The organism is Pseudoalteromonas sp. NSLLW218 (genome assembly GCF_015864775.1).
In the GTDB taxonomy this organism is placed as follows: domain Bacteria; phylum Pseudomonadota; class Gammaproteobacteria; order Enterobacterales; family Alteromonadaceae; genus Pseudoalteromonas.
Map to the genome: position 1 here is coordinate 223015 of NZ_JADYWO010000005.1, position 23486 is coordinate 246500.

The 23486-nt window shown below is 38.8% G+C and carries 15 protein-coding genes; 2 read left to right on the forward strand and 13 right to left on the reverse strand.

Annotation, left to right across the window (positions count from 1 at the left end; all coding sequences use genetic code 11):
• Positions 1–25: 25 nt before the first annotated feature.
• Positions 26–1390 carry a molecular chaperone gene (gene yegD / locus I6E80_RS09485; RefSeq protein ID WP_197185423.1) on the forward strand — a complete coding sequence of 455 codons (1365 nt, stop codon included), beginning with the start codon at positions 26–28 and terminating at the stop codon, positions 1388–1390.
• Between the two features lie 9 nt (positions 1391–1399).
• On the opposite strand, the gene I6E80_RS09490 is transcribed toward yegD, so the two are convergent.
• From I6E80_RS09490 to I6E80_RS09500, 3 genes are read right to left on the reverse strand one after another with little or no spacing between them, the layout of a single operon-like run.
• On the reverse strand, positions 1400–1864 hold the full coding sequence (locus tag I6E80_RS09490) for a methylglyoxal synthase (protein WP_076925439.1): 465 nt from the start codon (positions 1862–1864) through the stop codon (positions 1400–1402).
• A gap of 38 nt (positions 1865–1902) precedes the next feature.
• Complete coding sequence (locus I6E80_RS09495) at positions 1903–2547, reverse strand: LysE family translocator (RefSeq protein ID WP_170072066.1); 645 nt, start codon at positions 2545–2547, stop codon at positions 1903–1905.
• The gene (locus I6E80_RS09500; protein ID WP_076925441.1) at positions 2544–3743 is read right to left on the reverse strand and encodes a multidrug effflux MFS transporter; all 1200 of its coding nucleotides are present in this window, start codon (positions 3741–3743) and stop codon (positions 2544–2546) included. The genes I6E80_RS09495 and I6E80_RS09500 overlap by 4 nt, the downstream gene beginning before the upstream one ends.
• 185 nt (positions 3744–3928) lie before the next feature.
• Here I6E80_RS09500 and I6E80_RS09505 point away from each other — a divergent pair, with 185 nt between their 5' ends.
• Positions 3929–4402, forward strand: coding sequence for a hotdog fold domain-containing protein (locus I6E80_RS09505; protein WP_165744095.1), 474 nt, complete (start codon positions 3929–3931; stop codon positions 4400–4402).
• 21 nt (positions 4403–4423) lie between these two features.
• Here the strand turns inward: I6E80_RS09505 and I6E80_RS09510 are convergent, their stop codons facing one another.
• The 10 genes from I6E80_RS09510 to bcsA form a co-directional block, all read right to left on the reverse strand.
• The gene (locus I6E80_RS09510; protein WP_076925442.1) at positions 4424–4906 is read right to left on the reverse strand and encodes a polymer-forming cytoskeletal protein; all 483 of its coding nucleotides are present in this window, start codon (positions 4904–4906) and stop codon (positions 4424–4426) included.
• Positions 4896–6059 (reverse strand): M23 family metallopeptidase, encoded by a 1164-nt coding sequence (locus I6E80_RS09515; RefSeq protein WP_197185424.1) that lies wholly within the window; start codon positions 6057–6059, stop codon positions 4896–4898. The genes I6E80_RS09510 and I6E80_RS09515 overlap by 11 nt, the downstream gene beginning before the upstream one ends.
• Before the next feature lie 144 nt (positions 6060–6203).
• Entirely contained in the window at positions 6204–7517 is a 1314-nt protein-coding gene (fahA, locus tag I6E80_RS09520; RefSeq protein WP_010555130.1) for a fumarylacetoacetase, read from the reverse strand.
• Positions 7518–7653: 136 nt separating this feature from the next.
• Positions 7654–8700: a 4-hydroxyphenylpyruvate dioxygenase gene (hppD, locus tag I6E80_RS09525; protein ID WP_008134701.1), complete on the reverse strand. Its 1047-nt coding sequence runs from the start codon at positions 8698–8700 to the stop codon at positions 7654–7656.
• Between the two features lie 303 nt (positions 8701–9003).
• Positions 9004–11751 (reverse strand): metallophosphoesterase, encoded by a 2748-nt coding sequence (locus I6E80_RS09530; protein ID WP_197185425.1) that lies wholly within the window; start codon positions 11749–11751, stop codon positions 9004–9006.
• Between the two features lie 146 nt (positions 11752–11897).
• On the reverse strand, positions 11898–13391 hold the full coding sequence (locus tag I6E80_RS09535; protein WP_197185426.1) for a peptide MFS transporter: 1494 nt from the start codon (positions 13389–13391) through the stop codon (positions 11898–11900).
• Positions 13392–13637: 246 nt separating this feature from the next.
• The gene (locus I6E80_RS09540; protein ID WP_197185427.1) at positions 13638–17456 is read right to left on the reverse strand and encodes a cellulose synthase subunit BcsC-related outer membrane protein; all 3819 of its coding nucleotides are present in this window, start codon (positions 17454–17456) and stop codon (positions 13638–13640) included.
• Positions 17447–18577: a cellulose synthase complex periplasmic endoglucanase BcsZ gene (gene bcsZ, locus I6E80_RS09545; protein ID WP_165721317.1), complete on the reverse strand. Its 1131-nt coding sequence runs from the start codon at positions 18575–18577 to the stop codon at positions 17447–17449. The genes I6E80_RS09540 and bcsZ overlap by 10 nt, the downstream gene beginning before the upstream one ends.
• The gene (bcsB, locus tag I6E80_RS09550; protein WP_197185428.1) at positions 18577–20823 is read right to left on the reverse strand and encodes a cellulose biosynthesis cyclic di-GMP-binding regulatory protein BcsB; all 2247 of its coding nucleotides are present in this window, start codon (positions 20821–20823) and stop codon (positions 18577–18579) included. The genes bcsZ and bcsB overlap by 1 nt, the downstream gene beginning before the upstream one ends.
• Entirely contained in the window at positions 20816–23485 is a 2670-nt protein-coding gene (gene bcsA / locus I6E80_RS09555; protein WP_197185429.1) for a UDP-forming cellulose synthase catalytic subunit, read from the reverse strand. The genes bcsB and bcsA overlap by 8 nt, the downstream gene beginning before the upstream one ends.
• Position 23486: the final 1 nt, after the last annotated feature.

A 23486-nucleotide genomic window follows, 5' to 3' on the forward strand; every position in this document is an offset into this window, starting at 1 on the left:
CCTTTTTGGTAATGTGTGGTGAAGTATGTTTGTAGGTTTTGATTACGGTAGTTCTAATTGTGCTATGGGTGTAATGAGCGAGGGTAATGTTCAATTAGTACCGCTAGAGCAAGGAAAACATTACCTACCGTCTACACTTTACACTCATCACAGTGCCTTGGTTGTTGACTTTGTTGCTAAGCATTTACACGGCACAGACCATGAACATAACTTTTTAACTCAGCGCGAAGCATTATTAAATACCTTACCGCGTATTAAGTCAGACCTTGATTTACAACCTTCAGATGAAACCCTATTTATTGGTCGTGAAGCGATTAGCGAGTACGTGCAGTTTCCTGAAGAAGGTTACTTTGTTAAGTCCCCTAAATCATTTTTTGGCGCAACAGGTTTAAAGCAAGGTCAAATTAACTTTTTTGAAGATATTGCAACCGCGATGATTTTAAAAATTAAGCAACGTGCTGAGCTCTCTCTAGGTAAAACACTTACGCAAACAGTGATTGGTCGCCCAGTAAACTTTCAGGCTGTGGGTGGTGAGCAATCAAATCAACAAGCGGTCGGTATTTTAGAACGCGCTGCTAAACGTGCTGGTTTTAAAGACGTAGAGTTTTTATATGAGCCACTTGCTGCGGGTATCGATTATGAGAGTGATTTAACTCAGGATCAAAAAGTACTTGTTATTGATATTGGTGGTGGTACAAGTGACTGCTCGTTTGTACAAATGGGCCCAAGCTTTAGAGGCAATAGCCAGCGCGATGGCGATTTTTTATCCCACAGCGGTAAACGTATTGGCGGAAATGATTTAGATATTGCATTGAGCTATCATGGTTTAATGCCGTTATTGGGTTTAGGCAGTACGTTTAAATCGGGTTTGCCTTTGCCTAATCAAGCGTTTTGGCAAGCGTGTAAAATTAACGATGTAAACTTACAAAGCCAATTCTATAGTGAAAGCCATACCCGAGAGCTGAATGCACAATTACGTGATGTAAGTGCGCCAGAGCTTTATAAGCGTTTAATACATTTACAGCAAAACAAGCAAGGCCATCAGTTAGTGCAACAAGGTGAATCGGCTAAAATAGCACTTTCATCTGCAAGTACATTTGATTGTGATTTAAGCTTTTTAGATAGTGGGCTGAATAAAAATGTATCGGTGAGTGACTTAAGTGTTGCCGTTGAGAGTAGTATTAGTCAAATAGTTACTTTAGCAAAACAAGCAATCAGCGACGCTGCAACCACGCCAGACATTATTTACTTAACAGGCGGTAGTGCACAATCACCATTGATCAAAGCAGCCTTAAGTGAGCATTTAGGTGATATAAAAATGGTTAACGGGGATCACTTTGGTAGTGTAACCGCTGGCCTGACTAAATGGGCCAGCATGCTTTATAAGTAGCTTAAAAATTTAAAGATCTATTTGTCGGGTTGCGAGGTATTTTTCGTAATCTGGCAATGTACGCTCAAGCTCTACGTCCATAAGCGGTGAGCTCAATAACATATCGGCGCTTACTTCATTACACGCCACCGGAATATTCCAAACAGCGGCTAAACGTAGCAGTGCTTTAACATCAGGGTCGTGAGGCTGTGATGCTAATGGGTCCCAAAAAAATATTAAAACATGTATTTCATGCTCCGCTATTTTAGCGCCTAGTTGCTGATCGCCGCCCATTGGGCCACTTAAAAGCTGAACTACATCAAGCCCTGTGGTCTTTTGGATTAAATGCCCCGTAGTACCGGTGCCATATAAAGTGTGTTTGCTTAATATGTCTTTGTGCTTTTCACACCATACTTTTAATGCTGCTTTTTTACCGTCGTGTGCAACTAAAGCAATATTCTTTTGCGCGGGAAGAGATTGTGTTTTTTGTTCCATGCTGATTCTTTTTATTAGTTAACCACTGTTTTGGTTAGTTAAAATAATAGATTGATAGCAAGGGCAATAAATACAATGCCGGTGATTCTATCAATCCAAAGTTGGCTATTTGGGTTACGTCTAAAAAACTGTGCAATTTTGTCGCCAAAATAAATATACGTGCAGTCAATCGGAAAAGCAAAAAGAGGGTAAAGTAAGCCAAAAAAAGCGAGCTGAAAAGTAGCAGATGAAAGTGTTGGATCTACAAATTGCGGAATAAATGCAATAAAAAACAGCGCCACTTTAGGGTTCAGTACTTCAGTCATCATGGCCTGAAACATGACGTTACTTTTTTTGCTGGTATTTATATGCGGTTTATCGGTTTGCGTGCCCTCAGATACAAGCTCTTGCTGCTTTAACGTGCCTTTAATCATCACAAGCCCTAAATAACATAAGTATGCTGCGCCTGCATATTGCACTGCGGCATAGGCACTAGGAGAAGCTTTTAGTACTGCGCTTAGGCCTACAACAGCAAACAGCGTATGAACAACCCCACCTAATGCAAAACCAAAAGCACTTTGCATACCAGCGCTTCGTCCATTAGCAAATGTTTGTGCCATCAAAAATGCATTTGATGGCCCAGGCGCTACTGCCATTAAAAAGCTGGCTAATAAAAATGAAACTAAAAAATCAGGATTGATCATTGAGCGCTTTTAGTTGGATGTAAAGTATGTGCTTTTTTACTCATTAAAATAATCCAAAGCGGAACTAGTAATAATAAATGAAAAGCAATTAACCACGGTGTACTTAACCCCAAATATTGGGTTAAAACAACGAGTATACTCGCGCCACTCATTTGCATAGCACCAAGTAATGCAGAGGCTGTGCCTGCTTGTTTAGGAAAGCTAGATAGGGACATACCTGCAGCAGAGCCTAAACTTAAAGCAAACCCTAATGCTGCAATTAAGATAGGTAACATAAGCGCAAATGCTGTTTCTATACCGCTAAGGGCTAGCATTAAAATGCCTGAAAAAACCAGTACACTCACACCGACACGCAAAGCGCGCTGGCTATTTCGTTTAATGTACGTTGGTAATATAAAACTTGCGACAATACTTATTACGGCATTTAACGTAAACCAAAAAGTAAAGTCGGCTACTGTGCCGCCTAAATGCGTAATAAGCCAGCCTGGTGCGAGCGTTACATAAACTAATATAGCCGACATGGCGACCATACAAATTAGACTATTAAACAAAAATATTGGTGTTTTAATAATCGGTGTAAAGCGACGCAAATCTAAAATATGGCCCTGATAATGGCTATCAGCAGGACGGGTCTCTCTAAAAAAGAATAGAGTAACAATAAGGCCTAAAATGGCAAACGCGGTTAAAAACATAAAGTTCATACGCCAGCCAAATTGTACGGTAAGCCAGGCCCCTAAAATAGGTGCCATTGCCGGAATAAAGCACACAATCCCGTTAAGATAAGTGATCATTTGCCCGCTTCGTTCACTACCATATTTGTCACGCACTATCGCAAATGCGACAACAAATGTGGCACACGCTCCAAAACCTTGAAGCGCACGTGCAATCATTAATACTTCAAAAGATGGTGAGTAATAGGCAAGTAATGCTGAGCCTGCATATAAACTAATGCCCACTATAGCCACTGGCTTTCGGCCAAATTTATCAGCTAAAGGACCTGCAATTAATTGGCCTAAACCTACTGTTAGCATAAAAATAGCAACGGTTTGCTGTACTTGTTGTTCTGTTACTGCAAATTGTTCTGCAATAGTAGGAAAAGCGGGTAAGTAAATATCGATTGCCATAGGGCAAAATATAACGAGTAACGCTAAGATAAGTAATAAAGTCATATTAGGTTTAGCGGGCTGTGTTTGCATTGAGTCTCCTTTTGCCGAGTATTTTAGGTGGGCACTCGTAAAAAAGAAAGGGCTTATGGCCCCTGCATAGATTGTCATTATTATTATTTGATTAGATTAAGCTAAAAAGGCAGTATAAATGCGCTTTTTAAAGCTGGTCTGATGTGTTAATTTGAGAAAAGTAACTGTTGATGGAAAAAATAATAATGAGTAATAAATCTGCACTTGTACAAACATGGCATAAATTTAAGCGTCTACCTTTTGGGAATTGGCTTTTTACTAAAGCTGTTTGTTTTAAAGCGCCATACTTTGGTTCGATGAAGCCTTACGTACTTGACCTTCGAGAAGGGCATTGTAGCGCAGTGGTTAAAAATCGTCGCAGCGTTCATAATCATATTGGAACTATTCATGCTATTGCGCAGTGTAACTTAGCTGAGTTGTGTGCGGGTGTGATGGTCGATGCAACAGTGCCAGTTAAAACCCATCGTTGGATCCCAAAAGGGATGACTGTCCGCTACTTAGCAAAAGTAGATACTGACGTGACTGCAATTGCGGAAATTGATTTACCACATAGGTGGATTGATAAAGAGGACTTAGTAGTACCGGTTAAGCTTTATAACACCCGCAATGAACTTGTTTTCACTGCAGATATTACAATGTACATTACTGAAAAAAGGTAACTTACGTTAAGCTGATTTGACTTAGCTTTTATCAGCGGCTTGTTTATTTACAAACGATAAGTCGCTGCCGTCTTCCTTCAACAATGCTTTAACTTCTTTTGCAGGTTTAAGTTCTTTTGAAATTAGTTCAGGCTCTTCTTTTTCAAAACGTTGCTTTAAACTGCCTTCAATTACTGCGCCTGCATCAATACTCAATGTATCGTGAAACACATCGCCATGAACATGCGCACCGCTTTGTACTTTCACTTCACTGGCATTAATTGAGCCAATAACTTTGCCTTTAACAATGACGCTTTTAGCTTCAACAATACCTTCAACAACACCCGTTGAACCAATAACTAAATGCTCCACTTTTATGTCACCATCAATGCGGCCATCAAGTTGTACTTCACCCTGGCTAATTAAAGTGCCTGTAAGGCAGACGTCTTGTGAAATAATAGACGGTGTGTGATTTACTCTTTTTAAATTAGAGCTAACTGTTTTTTGTTTTTTTCTACCAAACACGAGAAAGCGCCTTTGTTATTTTTAGAGGATTGACTTGTTTACCGTTAAGCAATACTTCGTAGTGTAAATGAGTGCCTGTGCTTCTACCTGTGCTGCCCATTAAACCAATTATGTCGTGTTTAGTGATCTGCTGACCTTTTTTCACCTTAATTTTATTTAAGTGTCCAAATCGTGTCACTAAGCCATTTTTATGCTCCAGCTCAATAAAGTTACCATAACCACCATTACGACCGGCACGAAGCACTACAGCGTCTGCTGGCGCAAATATTTCGGTTTTATGCCAACCGGCTAAATCTATTCCTTTATGAAAGGCATGATTGCTATTCATTGGATCTTTTCTGAGGCCAAAGTTGCTTGAAATATAATATTTAGCTTTAGCTAAAGGCAGGGTATTTGGTAGCTCAGTTAAAAAGTTTTCTAAATTATTTAATGCTAATAACTTATCAACGATAGCTAAAAAGTGGCTTGGGATTTTTGTTTCGTTAAATGTATCAAGTGGGCCACCTTGTGCGGTTGTTTGGTCGCTTAAGATTAAATGTTGCTCAAGCGCAGACTCAATCCCTGCACCTTTCACCATAGCTAAAATAGCTTGGTGACGTTCGCTAATTTGGTTATCTAAAAAGTTAAAACTTTGTTCATAGTGATTATTCAAATTGGCAATTCTTGCTGAGAATGGAATTGGAGCTATTAACTGCGCCTGTTTACTTTTTGGATTTTCATCGACTAATGGTTCGTGAAATTCATTGCTGCTTTCATTGATTGGCACGTCAAGATCTGAATCAAGCTTAATAACGTCTTTGCTAATCGAAGCGGGAAGGGACTCTATCATGCTTTGCAGTAGCGCCTGCTTTTGCTCAAGTATTGCAAGTTGTTCTAATTGCGTTGCTTGCAGGGCTTGCTGTTCACTGACTTTTTGTTGCCAAAGTGTTTGCTTGTTTATTTGACTTTGTTCTATATCAGATATTTTATTAGTTTGTGTGTAAACACGAAAGCTCGAAATACTCAGCCAAATAAAAGTGGCTAAAATAAGCGATGCTACAAGAAGTTGAAACCAAGAGGCTAAAACAACATGCTTAACTTCGCCATTTTGGCGAATAAGTAGCTGACGAGCTGGGAAAAATTTATGATAAAAAGACTTTATAAATACTGACATGGCATATAAACACTGGCTATTAACCGAATTAAGATAGCAATTTGAGTTAAAAAAGCTAGAAAAAAATTGTAACTGTTCAAAAATTAATAAAAAAGGGCTGCTTTTAGTAAGCAGCCCTTTTAATAATTATTTTTAATACTCGTATTACTTTGTAGGCAGTACTGTGCTCTCTACAGAGCCAAAACCTATGCGTGCATAGCCTTCTTTTTCACACCAGCCGCGCATAATAACGTTATCGCCATCTTCTAAAAAGCTACGTTGTTCGCCATTGCTTAGCGTAATTTTTTCTTTACCGCCACGAGAAAGCTCAAGTAAAGAACCCGCTTCTTCGTGCGTTGGACCAGACTGAGTGCCCGAACCTAACATGTCACCTGGCATAAAGTTACAGCCATTTACTGTGTGGTGAGTAACCATTTGTGCCACAGTCCAGTAAGAGTGCTTAAAGCTAGATGTTGATACACGCGTTGGGTTATGGCCTTCGCTACGCATTTTTTGCGTTTGGATTTTAACATCCATTTGAATATCAAAAGCACCTTGGTCGCGATTCGCTTTTGACTCTAAATAGTCCATAGGCTGTGGATCGTTTTCATCACGCGTCCAGCTTGTTCTATAAGGCGCTAGCGCTTCGGTTGTAACAATCCAAGGCGATACAGTTGAAGCAAAGTTTTTAGCTAAAAATGGACCAAGCGGTTGGTATTCCCACGCTTGCAAGTCACGTGCTGACCAATCGTTAAATACACAAAAGCCAAATACGTGGTTTTCAGCATTTTCGATAGCGATTGCATCGCCCAGTGCATTGCCTTTACCTAAGTAAATACCCAGCTCTAGTTCGTAATCAAGGCGTTTACAAGGACCGAATGATGGCACTTCTGCATCAGGCGCTTTAGTTTGGCCTTTAGGGCGATGAAATGTTTGACCTGATACGTCAATAGATGAAGAACGACCATGATAACCAATAGGTACCCATTTATAGTTAGGTAGTAATGGGTTATCAGGGCGAAACAAACTACCCACAGCAGTAGCATGATAAATAGAAGTGTAAAAGTCGGTGTAATCGCCGATACGACAAGGCAAAGAAAACTCTATATCAGATTGTGCTACAAGCGTATCGCTAAGCGCTTGTTGGTGCTCAGAGCCTGCTCGTAGTGCTTTTGAAAGCGCTAAACGCAGTGCTGACCAATACTGCCCCCCTAAACCCATAAATGTATTTAGAGTTGCTTCACTTGCTGCATCAGCGGCTGTTTTAGCGTCACCTGTTAAAACATTTAATTTACTCAGTTTTGCTAAATCAATTACTTGGTCACCAATTGCAACACCACCACGAAAGGCCTCATCAGACCCTTTACGGCGAAACTCTGCAAACGGTAAGTTTTGAATAGGGAAGTCGCAATTATCAACATTAGCTGACTCTACCCAGCTGGTTAAATTAATATCGTGGGTTTCGTTAATTAGGCTCATTACATTTCCTTTGGATTTTACTGTATGGCGACAAGGTATAGTTTATTTAATCATACTTGTACTTGGCGCCATACTTTTTAAATATTAAAACGACAAAAAGCAGCGAAGTTCGCTGCTTTTAATTTACTCAAATATTTTATAAAACGCCGCGACGCTCTTGGTCGCGTTCGATTGATTCAAATAATGCTTGGAAGTTACCTTCACCAAAGCCACCATCATCAACGCGTTGGATCATTTCTATAAAGATTGGACCAAATAAGTTTTTAGAGAAAATTTGTAATAAATAACAATTTTCACTTTGGCTATCTACGAGTATCTGGTGCTGACGAATTTTTTCTTTATCTTCAGCAACCCAAGGTACTCGGTCAAAAATAGTATCGTAGTACTCTGGGATAATATCGAGCGTTGCAATTGTTGATTTATCAAGCTTATCAAGAGAACTTACTAGGTCATCTGTTAAAAACGCTAAATGTTGAACGCCTGGGCCGTTGTACTCACCAAGGTATTCATCAATTTGGTTGTTATCGTTACCTTTACCTTCGTTTATTGGAATAGAGAAGGTGCCACAAGGTGATTTTAGTGCATACGAAATAAGCGCTGTTTTTTGACCTTTAATGTCAAAGTAGCGTACTTCAGTAAAACCAAATACGTCTTTATAAAAGTTAGCCCATTTTTCCATGGTGCCTTTATAAACGTTATTGGTTAAATGATCGATTCGGATAAAGCCTTTATCTTCTACAATATTTTGCGTTTCTAAATCTTCAAAATCACTTTCGTAAATAGTACCTTTGTCGCCAAAATTTTCAATAAAGTAAATTAGGCTGTCGCCAATGCCATAAATTGCAGGGTAAGGCATGTTTTTATGTGTTGAATCAGTGGCTGGTTTTGCACCACGCTCTACAGCAGTTTCAAATGCTTTTTGCGCATTCTCAACACGCCAACCCATTGAACAAATAGCAGGACCATGGCTTTTAGCAAATTCTGCAGAAAAACCTTCACGCTCGTTATTCAGTAAAAAATGAATATCGTTTTGGTTGTAATAAACAATGTCTTTACCTTTGAATTTTTTAAGCTTAGAGAAGCCAAAATCAGTAAATACTTTATCCATATAATCAGCATCAGGTGTTGCGTACTCGGTAAATTCAATACCGACTAAACCTAAATAGTTATTTACTTCACTCATTATTATTACTCCCGCAATTAAGCACTGCGATTATGTGTTGTTGTCATATTGCAGTAGATAATCAACCAGATTTTTGATTTGGGGAAGAGGGGGGCACTATTTAGTGTGTAGTGTATGTGTAAATTTTATAGGACGGTTATTATAAAGTTACGTGTTTGTAATACAGTTAAATAAAATGAAGTTATATGGCATAGGATTGAATAGTGGTTTTTATTCTTAATGTGTTGTTTTTAAATAACAAAAAGGAGAGTTCACTTGCGTGAAGCCTCCTTTTAGAATGAACAAGCAAAAGCTTAGTTGTATTTAATTATTTACACTTTTAGAGTTGCTACCAAAGAACTTGTTACGTTGCTCAATCCATTGGTTTGTTTTTATCGCTGGCGCAGCTTGATAGTGACGTTCAATCGTTTGATTTAACACTCGCGTTGGTTGCTCAAAGGACAACTTTTGTTGTGCGCCGCCCATACTTTTAATTTCACCGCGAGTCATAGCACGACCAGCATAGAGTAATGCATTTAAGTAACCAGGTCGGGTTTCGTAGTTGTTATCTGTAAATAACAGGATTGTTTTATCAAGTGCCCATCGACGGTTTATCTCACCTTCTTCTTTAACGCCTTCGAGTTCACCATCTACGTATATTTCAAATACGCCATTTGTTGGTGCGGCATAAAATACAAAGGCAATACGATGCCAGTTACCTGGTTCAGTATCGCCAAAGTATCCACTATTGCTGGTTGCTTCACCGTACCCACCGTCTGGGCTTGCAAATATATCTGCGTCATCTGTATCGTAGTTTTCGGTATCTGCTTGGATTATTGCGCGGTAAATGTCGTTTGTTTCCAATGGCCAGTTTATATCCATAACTATTGTGTAGTCAGACACTAACCCGTCATCCTTAAAATCACCATTTGCAGCTGTGTTTAACGTAATTAATAGGCCTTCTGTTGGAGAGTGACGAGTAAAAGCCATTACACCAGAAGGACCATCAGTTAAATCGGCAATATTAAGATCAGTGGTTGTCTCATAGCGTGTATCTTCTGGGCCCCAACCGTCATTTTCTGGGTCAAAGTAGCTTAAAACAGATGGGCCTGAGTCTGGAGTTAGTGGGTTTGTTGGATCGTCAAAGTTCCAAGTTGTTATATTTGCAACATCTTGGCAAGCATTAAGCTGTGTGTCTGTATCAAGGTGAAGACATTGAGTTGTTCTAAAGCGCGCGTATTGATCAAGTAGCCACCATGCTTCGGCAATTGGCTTTACATCATTAAAAGTAACACTGCTAAAAAATAAATCTGGATTAAGTGCCGCACCTTTAAATAAAGCGACATTATAATTTGTCGTTACTTGAATATCTTCTGGCTTTAACACAAACCAATCGGGTTGGCTGGCAATCATTGTATTTAAATCAGTGCCTGTAACGGTTACTTGATACAGCGAATTAAAGCCAGGTGTGTTTGAAGGCTGTCTTTCAACATAAAATGCTTTGTGAAAATCTTCTTGTGTAACAGTGCCTGGCGTCCATCTTTTTTGTACAAGTTCAGGGTTAAGCAGCGCTGCGTTGATTGAGCTTGAATGTTTAGTTGCAAGTGCTGCTATTTGTGCAACTTCAAAACTACTTGGGTAGTTTTCTGAAATGGCAATTTCTGTATCAGCATCGGGTGCATATCGGCCCATTACTTCATCGATAGCTAGCTTGGTTTCTTCGTCAGGTTCTATAGATGTTCGCGTATCTACATGTTGATAATCGTAACGACTTAGTGCTTTATCTGCAGTATTAAATACTAAATTTAAATCGGTGACTCCGCGAGCATAAAATTCTGGTTGAATGACTAAAGCATTATTTTCAAGCTCTATAAAGTCTTCACCACCATGAGTATGCCCACCAAGCACTAAATCTATACCAGGCACATTGGTTGCTATCTCAACGTCAGTTCCTTTACCTAAGTGGCTTAGCATTATCATGTAATCAACATCACCGCTGTATTGGCTTACAATACTTTGTGCGATTTGTTGCCACTTCCAACTCATTTTAAATTGTTTTATAAAGTCAGGAATAGGGTCATCTTCAATTGGCTCGTCAAGTTCATCCCATGGTACTGACGTCATCCCAAACACACCCAATGTTATGCAGCCAACCTGTACTTTAGCAAAGTCGACACCGCCAAAACTCTTATTTTTTTCTCCCTCAAATCGGGTATTACTTGCAAGTACAATGGCATTATCGTCTTGTGAAAACTCAAGCAGCTTTTCAGGACCCCATGCATAGTCATGATTGCCTAAAACACGTAAATCAAAAGCCATTAGCTTTACGGTTTCATCAGAGGCTAAGCCTTGTGATATTTGCTCTGCAACGGTCCCTTTTTCGTAATCATCACCACCATCGGTAAATAATGTATGCGGAGATTCGCTTAGCGCTTTTTTATAATAAGCTTTAATGCGGCTAAAATATTGTTCCTGATACCCAAAGCGAGAATGCATGTCGGCAACGTGCACAAACCTTACAGATTGCTCTGTTGCATTTGCATCACAGGTTGGGCCAATATCAGAAAACGCGACAGTACGTTGCATTTCTATTGCATAGCTACCTAGTTGGTCTACTTGTGCGCTAACAAAGCCTTGCGATACCGTTGAATTAGTAATACTTGACCAAGAATCGCCGCTCAAACGCGCAATAGTTAATTGGCCGCCTAATACATAGTCGTCAGGTATTTTTATAGTGATTGTCATTGGGCTAGAAAGTTGGAGTGTATTCGGGGTAAGCGTATGTATATCTGAAATGATATTTTTAGCTTGATTATTCTCATCAAGGACTAATTTTTCGTAGGTTATTTCAGTATCGTTAGCCACTATTTCCCCAGGGGCATTGATAGTAAAGTTACCTTCATCTAATGACGTTTGTAAGCCATTAGCATTGGTAATAATTAAGCCACTAGACTCAGGTTCTAAAGGATCATTTGGATTTACTGTAACTTGATCTTCGGCTCCACCACAGGCAGATAAAAAAATAAGGAGAAATGCTATTAGAGTGGCACGTAATAATCTTAATGAATGCATATACTGCTGTCCCTGAGTCTATTGAATAATCAATCAGGACATAATATCAGTTAACGGGGGCAGGGCAAAGTTGAATAAAAAAATTCCCCCATAGAAGCTATGGAGGAATGTTTAGGTTATGTTGTTATATTAAAAATAAACAACAATTAAGAGACTTTCTCTTCTAACCCTTGTTTTTCCCATACTTTAGCTTTAAAGGTCATTAGTACTAAGACAGCACCAACACCAATGCTAAATAATGCAATTTGTAAGTATAAGTTAGGAATTTCAGAAACATTATTCGGATCGAAATTACCAGCAAGTAAACCCGCAATAATATTACCGATTGAGTAAGTTAATACAAATACACCCATCATTTGACCTGTGTAACGTCTAGGCGATAACTTACTTACAGCACTTAACGCTACAGGGCTTAAACAAAGCTCACCCACTGTATGTAAAAAGTACGTAGTAACAAGCCAGTAAGGCGCTACTTTTAGGCCTTCAGCTGCGTAATGAGCCGCCATAAACATAACTAAAAAGCCAGATGCCATGATAATTAAGCCAATTGCACATTTAACGCTGTAGCTAGGTGACACTAAGCTTTTAGATAAGTTAATCCAAAGCGCTGCAAAAAATGGCGATAAAGCAATAATAAACAGTGAGTTTAATGATTGAAACCACGTTGTAGGGATTTCAAAAGTACCAATAAATCGGTCGGTGTAATCACGGGCAAATAGGTTTAATGAAGAACCGGCTTGTTCAAAGCCAGACCAAAAACATGCAGAAGCAATACAGACTAAAAATAGTGCCCACATTCTTTGTTTTTCGGCATCGGTTAATTTACCTGTAAAGTAAATAACACCAAAATAAACAAAAAAGATAATAGTAAATACAATCGCTGTGTAACCTGCAACCACTGTTGGATTGATTACAATTGCGCCGGTCATTGCAGCCGTAGTAACTGCAGCAGCTGCAATTACAAATGCAGCAATACCAATCCATGCACGTGAAGTACCTTTAGGACCTAATGGATTTGCTGGTAAAGAGCTATGCTCTGGTAAGTTATTAAGTGTGAGTTTGTACTGAACTAAACCAATGGCCATACCGACAGCTGCCGCACCAAATGCCCAGTGCCAGCCTACGTTCTCCATAAAGTAACCACATACGTAGTAACCTATTAAAGAACCCATGTTAATACCCATGTAATAAAGAGCGTAACCGCCATCACGACGCTCATCAGTATCACTGTATAGTTGGCCTACCATTGCACTGATATTTGGTTTTAGTAAACCAGTACCTGTTGCTACAAATATTAAGCCAATGAAGAAAGAATAATCATGTGGAATAGCCAAAATAATGTGGCCAATCATAATGATTATACCGCCATACCAAACTGCTTTTTGACCACCAAACAATCTATCAGCTAGCCAACCACCAGGTAAGCCTAAAAAGTATACTGCGCCCGTATACAAACCATAAATTGCAGCAGCTGATGCAACAGTAAAGGCAAGGCCTTCTTCTTGTAAGCTTGCTGTCATGAATAATACGAGCATAGCTCGCATACCGTAATAACTCATTCGTTCCCACATTTCAGTGAAGAACAATGTCGAAAGTCCTTTAGGGTGGCCACACCAACCACTATCTGGAGCTGAACTCATATTTACTTCCTAACTTTAAGAATTGTTGTAATGGCCTTATAATTTTTTGCTTTAGCTATTTTAGAATTTGTAACCACTAAAATGCTCGACCATCAGTATATTATTTGTAGCTAAGATAATGATTTGCTATATGGCAGTAACACCACAAGGTAAGAGACACACCCTTATCCTAGTTACAATTGCGCTCAAGTATACATATACCTTAGTGCTAGGGGAAGTGTTCGCGGTGTATCACCTTATGCCAAGTTAAAACTCAGCATAAGGAACAATAGGGGTGCCTGGAAACTCAAGTGTTCCGTACACAGGATTAAAGTAGTAACGTATATAAAGCTGGCCAAAATTTGGTTCGTAAAAGTCAGAACGATCGATGGCTAAGTAACCACCAAAGAACCAATTCGGCGTTATTCTATACTCAAAACTACCTTCAAGATTATATGAAACACCAGAACTTGTTTCACCTTCAAATACAGGATCAACACCTGTTATTGACTCTCTATCATATGCAGCTATTTGCAAATCGCCATCATTAGGGAAGAAATCAATAGATTGAGTTTTTGTTTGCGAGTAGGAAACACCGGTTTTTAATCGATAAACAAAATCATCGCCCCAACGCGCGTCATAAGTGAGTGGCACAGATAAACCTACATAGTTTTGTGGGCTGTAATAACCACCATGACCCCATGTTTCTTCACTTAAATTATACTTGTATGCCCAATGTAATAAGCTAGCGCCTGCGGTGAATTCACGCTCTTGATTGCTAATTACACGGTAATAAGTACCGCCCATCATACGATAGCGTTGGTTGTCTTTTACATTTTGGCCTTTATATAGGGTAAAGTCGGCGCTTGACCAAAAACCCCATTTTCCGCCTAAGTCGTGTGATACATTAGCCGTTAGGCCTGTAGAGCGTACACCACCCCAAACTTCACCTGTTTTTACATCTTTAAGACCTGCATAAGAAAGTACCGAGCTTGTAACTGGGCGTTTTTCAAGTTCTAGGCTGTATCCAAAATCACCAAAACTGTCTGCGTAATTTACACCCCATACAATATCTTCAATTAAAAAGCCAAGTGGAGTTGTACCTACATCAACACGCCAGTTTTCATTTTGCCAACCAATACCTACATCTACACCACTTTCCTGTGGTGTTACTTCATTGATTGAACAGGTAAAAATACACAGTGCACCTTGTCCATAGCGGCTGCCAGCAAATTGCTCATCAAAGCGCGTTGTTTGTGCGCTAATAGTAGTCGGGTCTACTTTAATAAACCCTTGGCCTTGCCAAAGCGGAAAGTAAGCCTCAATCGGGACTAAGCCCGCACCAAGTGTTGCTTCGCTTTCGGTGCTTGTTTGCCCACTAAAGTTAACACCAATAGCAATGTATGCTTGGTTTTTGTTTTGCTCGTTTATTAGCTCTCTTTTAGCACCGTTTACATACCATTCATCGTTTTCATCTATTTTTGAAAGCGCTCCGTAAAGCTCTTTTTCATTTAATGTACGATTAGGAAATAGGGTTTGCGCGTACCAAGATTGTGCTTGTTCGGTTTCGTTGAATTTGCTGGCTACTTGAGCGCCTAAATAACGTAGTTCTTGATCGTTGGGTGACTTTTCAACAAGTTGCTTAGCTAAGTAAAGTGCATCCCCTGAGTAATTAAACTCATTGAGAGATGACATGATTTGGCGTTGCAAATAACCTTCTTGCGATGTGGTTTGCGTAATCGCTTTTTGCGTAACTTCTTTTGCTTGAAAGTCGTCCCCAAGTTCTATGTATGCATTAGCAATAGCGAGTAGTGCTTGAGGTTCAATGGTTTGTTTATTTTGTACTTTTTGCTGGTACAAAATAACGGCCGCTTCGCGTTGTTCAAGTGCTAAATTTGCATTAATAAGGGCAGTAGTTGTTGCTGGAGTATTTTTATATTTTTGATCCAGCTGGTTAAGCTTAGCGATTAAATCACTACCATTGTAATACTGAGTAATATAGCTATTTTGTAGCTGTACATATTGAGTTGTTTCGTTTTCAGTTGCGCTCTCTGGTAATACGTACTTTTCAAACCATTGCTTCGTTTTATTTTCATCACCTTGCTCTAAAAGCCACTCACCATAAAGTGTATGCCAATAAGCAGAAAGAGAAGGCTCAGCTTCCAGTGCTTTGTTTATAAGTTTTATAGCGTGTTTTTTTTCATTAATTCGATACCAGCTTCGCGATAACTCTGCCTGCATAGCGGGTGTTAAATTTTGTGCTTCTAGGTTGCTTAAATGATAGATTGCAGTGGCTTTATCTTTAGCATCAAGGTGGCGCTCACTTTGTGTCAAAGAGTCATTAAGTTGCAGCTGCTGTTCAAGCGCAATAATGTCTTTATCTCTGGATTTAAATGGAATGTACTGCAAGGTTTTAATAGCACCTTGATAATCATCAAGGGATCGTAAAAAAAGCGCGTGGCTGTAACGAATCTGAGGGTTTAACGGAAATTGCCACAGCACATTATTAAATAAAGCGCGGGCCTCTTCTGTCAGCCCCTTTTGTTGGTATATAAAGGCTAAATCGTAGTATAACCAAGGCTGTTCTGGCGCTATTTCAATAGCGTCTTTTAATACTTTTTCGGCTTGCTCTAAATCTCCCGACTGTGCAAACGTATTTGCCTTTGCACGGTACTGACTGCTTAAAGATACAGAATAAGATTCTTTAATTAGTTTCTTTTGATTAAACGATAAGCTGTTATAAAAAGAGGTTAGGGCTTTTTCATTCTGCTCTAATTCAGCTATTTCAAGTAGGCCTATTAAAGCGCTGCTATTAAGTGGATCACTTCTTAAAACAATTTGATATGTAAGTGCAGCCTGTGAATATTGCCCTTGAGCAAATTGTAATAAACCTTTGTTATATATTACTGTATTAGTTTCTTGTTCTAAGGTGGCTGCTAAATCAAGCTTAAGCTTAGCCGTTTTAAATTCTTTATTATTAATGGCATTTTTAGCTTCGCGTATATAAAGCCAAAGCTTAGCTGTTTTTGCTAATTCTTGTAGTGTTTCACGTTCAGCGAACTCAGTTGTGTACTTTTGTGCACGAGTAAAATATTGATACGACATTTGGTTTTCACCAAGGCGTAAATAGAGTGTGCCAAGGCTTCGCATTATAGCGCCGTCTTGCGGTCGGCCTCTTAAAGCTTTTAAAAGTAAAGGCTCTGCGGCAGCAAGTTTATTTTTCTCAAGTAATTTATCGCCTCTTACCCAAAGTTGATAGGCGGGGTCGGCAAGAAGTGTTTGACGTTTTTTATAATCTTTTAGAAAGTCTTGGTATTGTAATTCACCTTTACTACTAAAAGGATAAAGAGTGAAATAGCGCTGATACTGCTTAACTGTATCATCCGTTAAGGGCATTTCTAGCAAAGCACTAAGCCAAATATATTCTACTTCATTAATAAAAGTAGGGCCTGCACCATATTTACTTAAAATATCAATCGCTTTTTTATCTGTAAGATTACGCCTAAGTAGGTGACGCGCATAAGCAATTTCTATCTGCGCAATACTTGGGTAGCTTTGAGCTAATTTATTATAGCCTTTTTTAACACTTTCCCATTGGGAGCTATCTTGTCCATACCAGCTTAAATGCTCAAGCTCGTAATCTAATGTAGGGTAGACGTTTTTAAAAATATTATTATAGATTTCGCGAGCTTGTTCATAACGACCCGCGCGAGCCAATAATTTAGCTTGCTGAATTGAAGATTTGTCTTTTCCTTCAGTACGCGAAAGGACTTTTAGCTTTTCAACGCACGGAGCTTGTTTGGTAAGCCCATTATCTATTTTACTTAGTAATTGGTTGGCTTTCGCTGATTCGCCATTGGCAAAATCATAACGCGCTACCGCGCACTGTGTTTCTATGCGGGCAGGGGCAATAGCGACTAGCTTTCTCAAGCTATCTTCAACTAGTTTTTTATTTTGCTGTGCTTCACCAATACCTATTTGGCTTAATAACCAATCAACAGATTGCGTATCAATATCGTTGACTGTGTTAGCGCTTAATCCAGAGCTAAGCGCTAATGTGCAAGCGAGGGCAAACCTTAACGGCATTCAGTGCTCCATACTGGTTGTAGCGTCCCATCTGCTGTAATTGAAAAACGCTTATTTAAAGCACTTGTACCAAATAAGTTAAGTACGCTGTCGTAATAACGAGTCTGGGTAAATGATTTATCAATCATTAGTTTTTGCTGGATCGCCATTACTGTAGAATTATCGTTATTAGTCGCTAGTAAAGGTAATAAAGCTGAGTTAAAGCCCAGAGGGCCTCTTTTTTCAGATTTTCCAGATTTAGCAAAAGTATTTAAAGGCACGTAACCACGTTTATTAATTGTTTCTATAAAAGGGTTAAATTGCGCTAATAGCTCTTTTTTATAAGGTGCGTTGTCTGCCATCATACTTGCCCATAAATATACTCTAATAGCGTTGTAACTGCCCAAATCGCTCGTTTTTTTATCGTAATAAAAGCCGTTATTTGCATCAAACATTACCCAGTCAGGGCTAACACCTTGCTTTGCTGTATCTAAAATCAACTTTGCTGAGCCTTCGTGCAGTTGATGCCAAGGCGAGTGTGGATAAAGCTTTTTAAACTGCTGATAAATAAATAACGGTGAGTAGCTTGGGTTTAACTTAAAACGCTCATTATCAAATTCAAAACCAGTAGGGGCGGGTAGTAATGATAAACCTAGGCCCGAAATATAGGCGGTTTCTTCACGCATTATCCGCTTCGCAAGTACGGCTGCTAATATGCTGTAGCGGCGGTCATCCCAAAGAATAGCAGCTTGCGATAAACTGTATGCTATCCATAAGTCAGAATCAGACGCTGGATTTGAATCTAAAATTCCGCCAACATTTTGATTGTTAACACCCCATTGCCATGCCGGTAAACGAGTGCTTAAATCACCTTCTGATAAATGTTCTTGCGTCCAATCAAGCACTAAGTCAAACATTGCTTTGTCATTTGCTACAACAGCAAAAAATAAGGCATAAGATTGGCCTTCAGAGGTTGTGACTTTTTGCTCACTCCCCAAATCAATAACGCGACCATCTTGGCTTATAAAGTTACTTTTAAACGTTTGCCATGCATCCCATGGTTGGCATTGCTCTATTTGTGCATTGGCATTAAAGGTAAATAATGCAATCACGGTAAAAAATACATTAATGAGTGACTTCATTACTTATCTCCTTCAGCTAAGCGCTTGTATGTTAATGCTTGTAGTAATCGCCATATAATAAATGAGATCAGCAGTAGTGTTAAAATAGACAATAGTGCCAGTACAAATGGGTGATCCGATAAATGGAACCAAATTAGGGTATGCACAGGAATGTGACCAACAAAATATTGTTCATCAGTTTTAATTGTCTTAATGCCTTGAGAATTTATGACCGCAGCACTGCCTTTAATTTGCGCAAGAGCTTCTGAACTCATTAACGCATCATCAAGTAGAGTAAAGGCTTTTTGTGATGTTGCACTAAGCGATACAATTGAACGCTCTGAATCAAACGGTGATTGAAAGCCAGTAATAACGGCCATATCACCACTACTTTTTATACTTACTTGGACTTTATCTGTTGTCTGCTCATCGTAAGCACCATTGTATATGGCTTGTTTTATAGCGCGCTGATTATTATCAAGCAGGATATTGGTTTGCGCATCTTCATCTAAGTTATTAGCAATGCTATTAGGTTTGGCGATTACTAAGATGTCTTTATCATCTAAGTTGGCATCTTCGTTTAAATGAGCAACACTTATTCTATGAGCGGGGTAGCCTGTAATAGCACCAAAGTGGCCTGTTAAATTAAACAATACAGATAGTGCTTTAGGTGATGGAACTTCATCTATCAATACTAAAGTTTGTTGTAAGTCTGCGTATTTTGTAAATGGGAATCCGCTGTTTGCAAATACATTTAAATCAGGTAAAGCCATGTAATGATCAAACCCACTTACATCAATGTTAGAGTTTCCATCAATTACCCCGTACTCGCCACCAGGTGGAGCAACGGCACATTCGCCTTTTTTAAGTACTGCAAATCTAAAGTCAAAATTTAACTCATTTCGGCTGGCAAGATTAATACCGTCTAATGAAAAGTCTTCAGCGCTTTGCGTTGTGTCTGTATTAGCAATTAAAGGCAGCAACGTTTTAGCGGTAGTTAACGATGTGTCTTTTTTATCAAGTAAAAAACCACTTATAAATTCTTGGTTTATTAGCATGTTCAAACGTGAATTTAATGTTTCGCTCTCTGGGGTATTACGGTATTGCAAAGTAATAGGAATCCCTTTTTCACGCCAAGTAAATAAATCCGGTGCAAAACGAACATTTAATTTTATAGGGCCGTTGTTAAGACCCTCAGCTTGTAACTGAGTTGGGTAGTCAATAAGCTCGTCAAAGTGCACGGGACGATCGTTTCTTAGCCATCTCGGCGCATCATAAGCTTTACGCAGTGGGAGTTTGTTAATTGCTTCGATGCTTGCACTTCGGCCAGTCATAATTTTATGACCAAATACCAAACCTGTGACCGCTGTTTTTAAGTCTTTTTCATCACGCCCCAAAATTAACAGCATTTTATTGTATCTGTGAATAGGGCTTGAAATTAGCTCAACGGTTGGCTTTTCAACATCTGGGTAATCTTTTAAAAAATCAGGTTTTGAGTCATTAGTAATAAACACCACACTATGCTGCTCTGGTGCTTTATTTAAAACTACTGGAAAGTTAGCGCCACGCCAGTCAGCTTGTGCGCCAAACCAACTAGATAAAGTGGCTGCAGCTTCTATTGCTTGTGTATTAGGTGTGCTTGCAAATACAAAAGGTAAGTTTAGTTTATTGTAATCTTTAGCATCAAAAAATGGTTCTGGTAAATACTCAAGACGGCTATCAATTGCTAACTGTTTTTGATCAAGCGTAATATGGCTAGATTTGTTTATTTCAGTCCAGATTGAGCGGCTAAAGTAATCTTGGCATCGTAAGTCATAGTAACCGACTAACTCAAAGCGGATTTGGTTGTAGTCTTGAATATATTTAGCATTTAGATCTAGGCTGTGACTTACCGTATTTTTTACAACACTTAGTTGTTCATTAATAGGCAATACAGTGACTAGGTTATCGTTAAAGTAAACTTTTAAATGCGATACATTAGCCAGTAATGAAGGTGAGTTAGTGTACGAAAAGTTAAGTTTTAAATTAGTGCTTAACTTGTCGATTCTATTTGTAAAATCGACACGAGAATTGTTATTAACACCGTCGAGTTTATAGTCGTTGAACCCTAACTTTTCAAAACTAAGACGTAAACTAGAGACCTGAGCGCTTTCAGGGTAGCCATTTACGAACATAGTTTTGTCGTGCATAGGCTCGATAGCGAGCACTTTATATGCGCTACTAATAAGTAACAATGTTAGAAATGTATTAAGTAACTTTTTAATCATGATTATTATGCACTATCGGTTTTTTTGGAGTAAATGAATTTATGTAAATGACAGCATTAGTCATAAACTTAATAATTGGTTGTAACGCTCTTGGAGCATGAAATAGTAAATTACTAAAGCCCCGTAAACTGGTTTTTTGCACTTCTTTGAAGCTATACGATGGACGGTCATGTCTAAAGTTATTTTGCCAATCTAACCAAGCATCTGCTCTTGAGAAGGTACATTGTATAAACGCTCTCTGTTTTTCGAGAGATAAATCTTTAAGTGTAAGGCCAATTTGTTTTCTACGCGTATTACATACATAAGTTGTAAACGAAAATTGCTTGTTACCGCGACTCATTAATAATTCAATTTTATCGTTAACGCGGCATAAATGTGCGTGTTCAGTCTCTATGCCTACACCGTTATCTGAATAATCTGTTATTTTTACTTTTAAAGTATGACCATTTGCTAAACGAACGCCGGCAGGAAAGTTTGCCTTAATACGATGCGAGTGCCTCACTTGGCGTGCTTCAGCAGCAACTGCAACAGCAGCACCTAAAATAATAATATTATAAAAAGCCCAACCCATACTTATTATAAGTACACCAACCTGACTTGAGTCACCTAAAAACAGACGTAATACACCCACTATTATTCCAAGTAAGTTAATAAGTAAGAGAATTAAATACGGTTTAGAAATGCCCCAATCGTAATGTTCTTCATCATTTAAACCACCTTTTTCGGTTACGTTAAATTTACCTTTATTAGGATTAAATAAAGCAACGGTAGTGGGTTTTAATATGTACCAAGCAAGTACTGACTCATAGACTTCACCCCAGAAGGAATAACGATACTTGCCTTGAATGCGTGAGTTAGTCGCTTTTATTTGAATTAGTGTTGGCACTACATAGATAAAAATAGCTATAAATGGGGCATAAATTATGTATGCATTAAAATATATTAGCGCTAAAGGTGCTGTTAAAAATACAATACGAGGAATACCCGAAAGGAAGTGCAGCATTGCGTTTATATAGCATAATCGTTGAGGAATGCTTAAACCTTTGCCCATTAATGGGTTATCAAGTCTAAATATTTGCGCCATACCACGCGCCCAGCGAATACGTTGGCCTATATGCGCTGATAAACTGTCGGTGGCAAGGCCTGCTGCTTGTGGAATGTTTATATAAGCTGTTTTATAACCAGCACGCTGCATACGAAGTGCTGTGTGAGCATCTTCCGTTACTGTTTCAAACGCAAAGCCGCCAATATCATCAAGTGCTGCTCGTTTTAATACAGCGCAAGAACCACAAAAGAAGGTTGCATCCCACATGTCGTTGCCGTCTTGAATAAGTCCATAAAACAGCATGTTCTCATTAGGGATTTGGCTGTGGTTGTTAAGGTTTCGCTCAAATGGATCGGCTGAGAAAAAGTGATGAGGTGTTTGCACTAAACACACTTTACTGTCTTTTAAAAACTGCCCCATTGTCATTTGTAAAAATGAGCGAGCAGGGACGTGGTCACAATCAAAAATTGCGATATATTCGCCATCGGTATAACGCATAGCGCTATTCATATTACCGGCTTTAGCATGATTGTTATCCGCACGTGCTAAATAACCCACTCCAATCTCGGCTGCAAAATCTTTAAACTCAGGGCGCTTTCCATCATCTAATATATAAACATTTAACTTGTCTGCAGGCCAATCGATGCTCAGAGCAGCTAGAGTAGTCGGCCTTACAACGCTTAACGGCTCGTTATAAGTTGGGATGTATACATCAACAGTTGGCCATAGGTCAGTGTCTTTAGGTAAAGGGACTGGTTTTCGCTCAAGTGGATTAACTGTTTGGAAAAAGCCTAAAATAAGTACAAGCCAGGCATAAGTTTCAGCAAGTAATAAGCCTGCACCTAGTGCGAGTGCTAGTGGATCGTCCCAATTTAAAGTCTCAGTGTAGCGCCACCATAAGTAACGAGAAGACGTAGTTACTGACAGGGTTATCATAACAATAGTTGCCATTTGGCCTTTTACTCGCTTAAGTGCATACGCAACTAATAAAATAAAGCTTATAAAAACGGCTTGAGCTTCCAAACTAAAAGGAATTGTAATGAATATTGCTAGTAAAAATAAAATAAATGCGAGAATTACATACTTAACTAATTTATTTTGCCATACACGTGCATCAGCCATTGCTTTAAAAGCACTCTTTTTAGGGCCTTTCTTGTTTTTTGATAATAGGCGCTTTAATAATTTACCTAACTTTAAATCAAACCAACGCAATTGCCTTAAAAGATAGCTAACGCCATCGTAAAAATAATTAACTGCATCTTCTTTTACAGAGCTCGGTTTAAGCTGGTTTTTAAAAAACACTAAAAAAATACTTTGTATAACAAAGCGTAATATATTTGAGTAAATATAAGTCCGGTAAGGCAACCTTAAATGAGGGTAGTAGTCATAAAGGGTAAACTCAAAGCTGATTTTATGCTGTTTAATATTTATAAATAGCGAGCTTAAAAGTGTAATAAAAGGCATTAAGAAAGCTTCAATTACATTTACTTTATGTTGATTAAAGTAGCTATGAAACTTAAATAAAATATACCGAACTAACTTATCAGTAAATAAAATGCTCAGCAGCACGTATAAAGTGCTGTGAATAGGGCGCTGATAAAATAGTGTAATACTCATT

Coding starts and splice junctions, on each gene's coding strand:
- I6E80_RS09505 (WP_165744095.1), top strand. CDS start 3,929: ATGAGTAATAAATCTGCACTTGTACAAACATGGCATAAATTTAAGCGT.
- I6E80_RS09500 (WP_076925441.1), bottom strand. CDS start 3,743: ATGCAAACACAGCCCGCTAAACCTAATATGACTTTATTACTTATCTTA.
- hppD (WP_008134701.1), bottom strand. CDS start 8,700: ATGAGTGAAGTAAATAACTATTTAGGTTTAGTCGGTATTGAATTTACC.
- bcsZ (WP_165721317.1), bottom strand. CDS start 18,577: ATGAAGTCACTCATTAATGTATTTTTTACCGTGATTGCATTATTTACC.
- I6E80_RS09530 (WP_197185425.1), bottom strand. CDS start 11,751: ATGCATTCATTAAGATTATTACGTGCCACTCTAATAGCATTTCTCCTT.
- bcsB (WP_197185428.1), bottom strand. CDS start 20,823: ATGATTAAAAAGTTACTTAATACATTTCTAACATTGTTACTTATTAGT.
- yegD (WP_197185423.1), top strand. CDS start 26: ATGTTTGTAGGTTTTGATTACGGTAGTTCTAATTGTGCTATGGGTGTA.
- fahA (WP_010555130.1), bottom strand. CDS start 7,517: ATGAGCCTAATTAACGAAACCCACGATATTAATTTAACCAGCTGGGTA.
- I6E80_RS09495 (WP_170072066.1), bottom strand. CDS start 2,547: ATGATCAATCCTGATTTTTTAGTTTCATTTTTATTAGCCAGCTTTTTA.
- I6E80_RS09490 (WP_076925439.1), bottom strand. CDS start 1,864: ATGGAACAAAAAACACAATCTCTTCCCGCGCAAAAGAATATTGCTTTA.
- I6E80_RS09535 (WP_197185426.1), bottom strand. CDS start 13,391: ATGAGTTCAGCTCCAGATAGTGGTTGGTGTGGCCACCCTAAAGGACTT.
- bcsA (WP_197185429.1), bottom strand. CDS start 23,485: ATGAGTATTACACTATTTTATCAGCGCCCTATTCACAGCACTTTATAC.
- I6E80_RS09515 (WP_197185424.1), bottom strand. CDS start 6,059: ATGTCAGTATTTATAAAGTCTTTTTATCATAAATTTTTCCCAGCTCGT.
- I6E80_RS09540 (WP_197185427.1), bottom strand. CDS start 17,456: ATGCCGTTAAGGTTTGCCCTCGCTTGCACATTAGCGCTTAGCTCTGGA.